Raw genomic sequence first — 5518 nt, forward strand, 5'->3', positions numbered from 1 at the left:
TTAGGGTAAAAAAAAGAAGGCGATGACCTACTCTACCACGAGTGCAGTACCATCGGCGCTGCAGGGCTTAACGTCCGTGTTCGGGATGGGAACGGGTGGAACCCCTGCGCTAGAATCACCTTCAAGGCCGGTGAGTCCGGTATGTTGGACTCAAATTTAATAAAAAAGTTCTTTGACATGTTCCGGGATGCCCGCATAGGCCTCCCAGATTAAGAAAAAGTAAAACAATGAGGATACTACTTGTTTGGTGCACCACCAAGCCGGTGGTGCAAACCATATAAACAAAGCCAATGGCCTAATTAGTACGGCTCGGCTAAACATGTCACCATGCGTACACCTGCCGCCTATCTACCCGGTCGTCTTCCGGGAGGCTCATAGGGAATACTTATCTTGGAGCGTGCTTCGCGCTTAGATGCGTTCAGCGGCTTATCACTTCCGAACATAGCTACCCTGCGATGCATGCGACCACACAACAGGTACACTAGCGGTTCGTCCACTCCGGTCCTCTCGTACTAGGAGCAGCCCTCCTCAGTATTCCAACGCCCACAGCAGATAGAGACCGAACTGTCTCACGACGTTCTGAACCCAGCTCGCGTACCGCTTTAATTGGCGAACAGCCAAACCCTTGGGACCTTCTCCAGCCCCAGGATGCGATGAGCCGACATCGAGGTGCCAAACCTCCCCGTCGATATGAACTCTTGGGGGAGATAAGCCTGTTATCCCCGGAGTACCTTTTATCCTTTGAGCGATGGCCCTTCCATGCGGTGCCACCGGATCACTAAACCCCACTTTCGTGCCTGCTCGACCTGTATGTCTCGCAGTCAAGCACCCTTATGCTTTTACACTCTACGCACGATTGCCATCCGTGCTGAGGGTACCTTTGGGAGCCTCCGTTACTCTTTAGGAGGCGACCGCCCCAGTCAAACTACCCACCATACACTGTTCCCCCGGAAGGGTTAGACTTCACCTGTGGCAAGGGCGGTATTTCAAGGGTGACTCCACAACGCCTGGCGACGCCGCTTCAAAGTCTCCCGCCTATCCTACACATGCGACAGCTAAAGCCAATGTAAAGTTGTAGTAAAGGTTCACGGGGTCTTTTCGTCCCGCTGCGGGTAATCGGCGTCATCACCGATACCACAATTTCACCGAGCTCATGGCCGAGACAGTGCCCAAGTCGTTACACCATTCGTGCAGGTCGGAACTTACCCGACAAGGAATTTCGCTACCTTAGGACCGTTATAGTTACGGCCGCCGTTTACTGGGGCTTCAGTCAAGGGCTTCGCCGAAGCTAACCCCCTTCTTTAACCTTCCAGCACCGGGCAGGTGTCAGTCCCTATACATCGCCTTACGGCTTAGCAGAGACATGTGTTTTTGGTAAACAGTCGCTTGGGCCTTTTCACTGCGCCCTGACATAGTCAGGGGATCCTTCTCCCGAAGTTACGGATCGAATTTGCCTAGTTCCTTAGCCATGAATTACTCGAGCACCTGAGGATACTCTCCTCACCCACCTGTGTCGGTTTGGGGTACGAGCGAAGACAACAAACTACGACGCTTTTCTTGGCAGCATGATTACCTCCACTATCTCTTCATCGTGAGAATCCGAGTACTGTCGGGGTTCAGCCTTAATGGGAGGCGGATTTGCCTGCCCCCCGGCCTACGCCCTTTAACGTGCATTCGTCAGCACGCGGGAGTGTCACTTCTGCGTCACGCCTTAGCCATACGTTGGCTTCGGTAGCGGAATATTTAACCGCTTTGCCATCGGCTTCCCCGGCCTCACCGGGTACACCTTAGGTCTCGACTAACCCTGATCCGATTAGCGTTGATCAGGAACCCTTGGGTTTACGGTGGACGGGTTTTTCACCCGTCTTATCGTTACTCATGCCTACATTTTCGCTTCCAGCCGCTCCACGGCCCCTCGCGGGCGCTGCTTCTGCGCTGACTGGAATGCTCCCCTACCGATCGTTAAATCCCACAGCTTCGGTATCCGACTTATGCCCGATTATTATCGACGCCGAGTCGCTTGACTAGTGAGCTATTACGCACTCTTTAAAGGAATGGCTGCTTCTAAGCCAACCTCCTAGTTGTCTAAGCAACTCAACTTTCTTTGATCAACTTAGTCGGAATTTAGGGACCTTAGCTGGTGGTCTGGGTTGTTCCCCTCTCGCGACAGGACGTTATCACCCTGCCACTGACTGCTTGATGGCTCTGCGCTGGTATTCGGAGTTTGTCTAGGGTTGGTACCCGGTGAAGGGCCCTAGCCTAATCAGTGCTCTACCTCCAGGCAGACAAAATCAAACGCTATACCTAAATATATTTCGGGGAGTACGAGCTATCTCCAAGTTTGATTGGCCTTTCACCCCTATCCACAGTTCATCCGAAGACTTTTCAACGTCAACCGGTTCGGGCCTCCACGGTGTCTTACCACCGCTTCACCCTGACCATGGATAGATCACTTGGTTTCGCGTCTGCCCCGCTGTACTGCACGCCCTATTCAGACTCGCTTTCGCTACGGCTCCACCCCTTAGGGGCTTAACCTCGCACAACAGGAGCAACTCGTAGGCTCATTATACAAAAGGCACGCCGTCACTGCATAAATGCAGCTCCGACCGCTTGTAAGCACACGGTTTCAGGTACTATTTCACTCGCCTTCTCGGCGTTCTTTTCACCTTTCCCTCACGGTACTGGTTCACTATCGGTCATGCAGATGTATTTAGCCTTACCGGATGGTGCCGGCTGGTTCACGCAAGATTTCACCGGTCTCGCGCTACTCAGGATACCCGCCTTCAAATAATCGGTACACCTACAGGGCTTTCACCTTCTGTGGCGCTGCTTTCCAGACAGCTTCGATTTAAGATTACTTGAATTACGCAGGTCCTACTACCCCGCACCCCGTAGGATGCGGTTTGGGCTGTTCCGCGTTCGCTCGCCACTACTTGCGGAATCACTTGATTGTTTTCTCTTCCTCCGGGTACTTAGATGTTTCAGTTCCCCGGGTATGCCTCCTCGAAAGGATACCCTAATAAATTAGAGTGGGTTGCCCCATTCGGAAATCCGCGGATCACAGTTCTTTTGCAACTCCCCGCAGCTTATCGCAGCTTTACACGTCCTTCTTCGCCTCTGCATGCCTAGGCATCCACCGTGTGCCCTTAATTGCTTATTTTATATGGCTTGCACTACCTCTCGGCGGTACAAGGAACATACTCAATTGCTTGAGCTATTACTCTTGTGGGCTGCACGTGTACTACCACGTACAGCTACCCTAGGCGCATGTTATCTCCATCCGTTTAAAAAACGGACAAATCAAACATACTATATGAGCTGACAATCATTCGATTGCCGCTCTTTATACATTGTTATACTTTTTCACCATGTCAAAGAACTGCCCGTAGCACGGGCGAGCTGTATTTTTTACCATCACTTCCTTTAGCCTCGAAAGACCGCCGGAAACAATTATTACATTCTTTCAATAAAACCGATGTGACTTTCCGGGGTTTACACCCTCTCATATCTTACTTCAATCTCACATCTTTACTTCAATTTCGTGGAGCTACAGGGATTCGAACCCTGGACCCCTGCCTTGCAAAGGCAGTGCTCTAGCCAGCTGAGCTATAGCCCCTCTTCCTTGGTCTAGAAAAGTGGGCTTGGGAGGACTTGAACCTCCGACCTCACGCTTATCAGGCGTGCGCTCTAACCACCTGAGCTACAAGCCCCAACATTACTCGGGGATTGCCCTGGCGCCGAACGCCGGCCACAGGCCTCCTCCGCTGCTCTGCTTTCCTTCATCGTTGCAGCATAGGACAGATTGTTTGTAACGAACTACTTATGGTAGTTGTGTAGGTTCATCGCTTGCCGGTGTATATATACCCGGCTAGCAAGGCTCTCCTTGAAAGGAGGTGATCCAGCCGCACCTTCCGGTACGGCTACCTTGTTACGACTTAGCGCCAGTTACCAGGCTTACCCTAGGCACCCCTTATTGGGGCGACATCAGGTACTCCTGACTTCCATCGCTTGACGGGCGGTGTGTACAAGGCCCGGGAACGTATTCACCGCGTCATTGCTGATACGCGATTACTAGCGATTCCAACTTCACGGAGTCGAGTTGCAGACTCCGATCCGAACTGAGAATGGTTTTAAAGATTTGCGCCCTATTGCTAGGTGGCGACCTTCTGTACCATCCATTGTAGCACGTGTGCAGCCCTGGACGTAAGGGCCATGATGACTTGACGTCGTCCCCACCTTCCTCACTACTTGCGTAGGCAGTCTGGCTAGAGTCCCCACCATTATGTGCTGGTAACTAACCACAGGGGTTGCGCTCGTTGCGGGACTTAACCCAACACCTCACGGCACGAGCTGACGACAGCCATGCAGCACCTTCTATAGCGTCTCATAGAGAACCCTCTGTTTCCAGAGGTAGCGCTGTAGATTTAGCCCAGGTAAGGTTCCTCGCGTTGCATCGAATTAAGCCACATGCTCCACCGCTTGTGCGGGCCCCCGTCAATTCCTTTGAGTTTCATCGTTGCCGACGTACTCCCCAGGTGGCATACTTAATGCGTTAACTGCAGCACTGGCCCCGAAAGACCAACACCTAGTATGCATCGTTTACAGCGTGGACTACCAGGGTATCTAATCCTGTTCGCTCCCCACGCTTTCGTGCCTCAGCGTCAGTTGTAGACCAGTAAGCCGCCTTCGCCACTGATGTTCTTCGTAATATCTATGCATTTCACCGCTACACTACGAATTCCACTTACCTCTTCTACACTCAAGACGCCCAGTATCCAAGGCCATTTTACCGTTAAGCGGCAAGATTTCACCCCAGACTTAGACGCCCGCCTACGCACCCTTTACACCCAATGATTCCGGACAACGCTTGCACCCTCCGTATTACCGCGGCTGCTGGCACGGAGTTAGCCGGTGCTTATTCAAGGAGTACCGTCACTACAAGTCGAAACTCGTACGTTCTTCCTCCTTAAAAGCCGTTTACAACCCATAGGGCCTTCATCCGGCACGCGGCGTGGCTGCGTCAGGCTTTCGCCCATTGCGCAAGATTCCTCACTGCTGCCTCCCGTAGGAGTCTGGGCCGTGTCTCAGTCCCAGTGTGGGGGATCATCCTCTCAGACCCCCTAGCTATCATCGCCTTGGTGAGCCGTTACCTCACCAACTAACTAATAGCACGCAGCCCCCTCTTTAACCAATCGAAATTTTTAACAACCAGGATCATGCGATCCAGTTGCTTTATGCGGTATTAGCATCCCTTTCGGAATGTTATCCCCCAGTTAAAGGCAGGTTAGCTACGCGTTACTCACCCGTCCGCCAGTCTCCAGAAAGAGCAAGCTCCTTCCTTCTCCTTCGACTTGCATGTGTTAAGCCCGCCGCCAGCGTTCGTCCTGAGCCAGGATCAAACTCTCCATTGTAAAAAATTTAACTTTATATACTCTGTGAGCCGACCCTACACTCCATCATTCAAAAGAATAACTTCATAAAGCTCGCACAAACAATCTGTCTTATGCTTCAATAATTT

General features: G+C 52.0%; 2 tRNA genes and 3 rRNA genes. All 5 read right to left on the reverse strand.

The features are described 5' to 3' along the window. Positions 1 to 14: 14 nt before the first annotated feature. Positions 15 to 123: ribosomal RNA gene (gene rrf, locus DXY38_RS06425) — 5S ribosomal RNA — on the reverse strand. Between the two features lie 155 nt (positions 124 to 278). Next, positions 279 to 3160, reverse strand: a 23S ribosomal RNA gene (locus DXY38_RS06430). Between the two features lie 382 nt (positions 3161 to 3542). Beyond that, positions 3543 to 3616: transfer RNA gene (locus tag DXY38_RS06435), tRNA-Ala, on the reverse strand. Between the two features lie 20 nt (positions 3617 to 3636). Then, positions 3637 to 3710: transfer RNA gene (locus DXY38_RS06440), tRNA-Ile, on the reverse strand. 176 nt (positions 3711 to 3886) lie between these two features. Then, positions 3887 to 5411 (reverse strand): 16S ribosomal RNA (locus DXY38_RS06445). Together the 16S, 23S and 5S rRNA genes with 2 tRNA genes alongside form the textbook arrangement of a ribosomal RNA operon. Between the last annotated feature and the right edge of the window lie 107 nt (positions 5412 to 5518).

Source organism: Synechococcus sp. UW179B, from assembly GCF_900474245.1.
GTDB lineage: Bacteria > Cyanobacteriota > Cyanobacteriia > PCC-6307 > Cyanobiaceae > Synechococcus_C.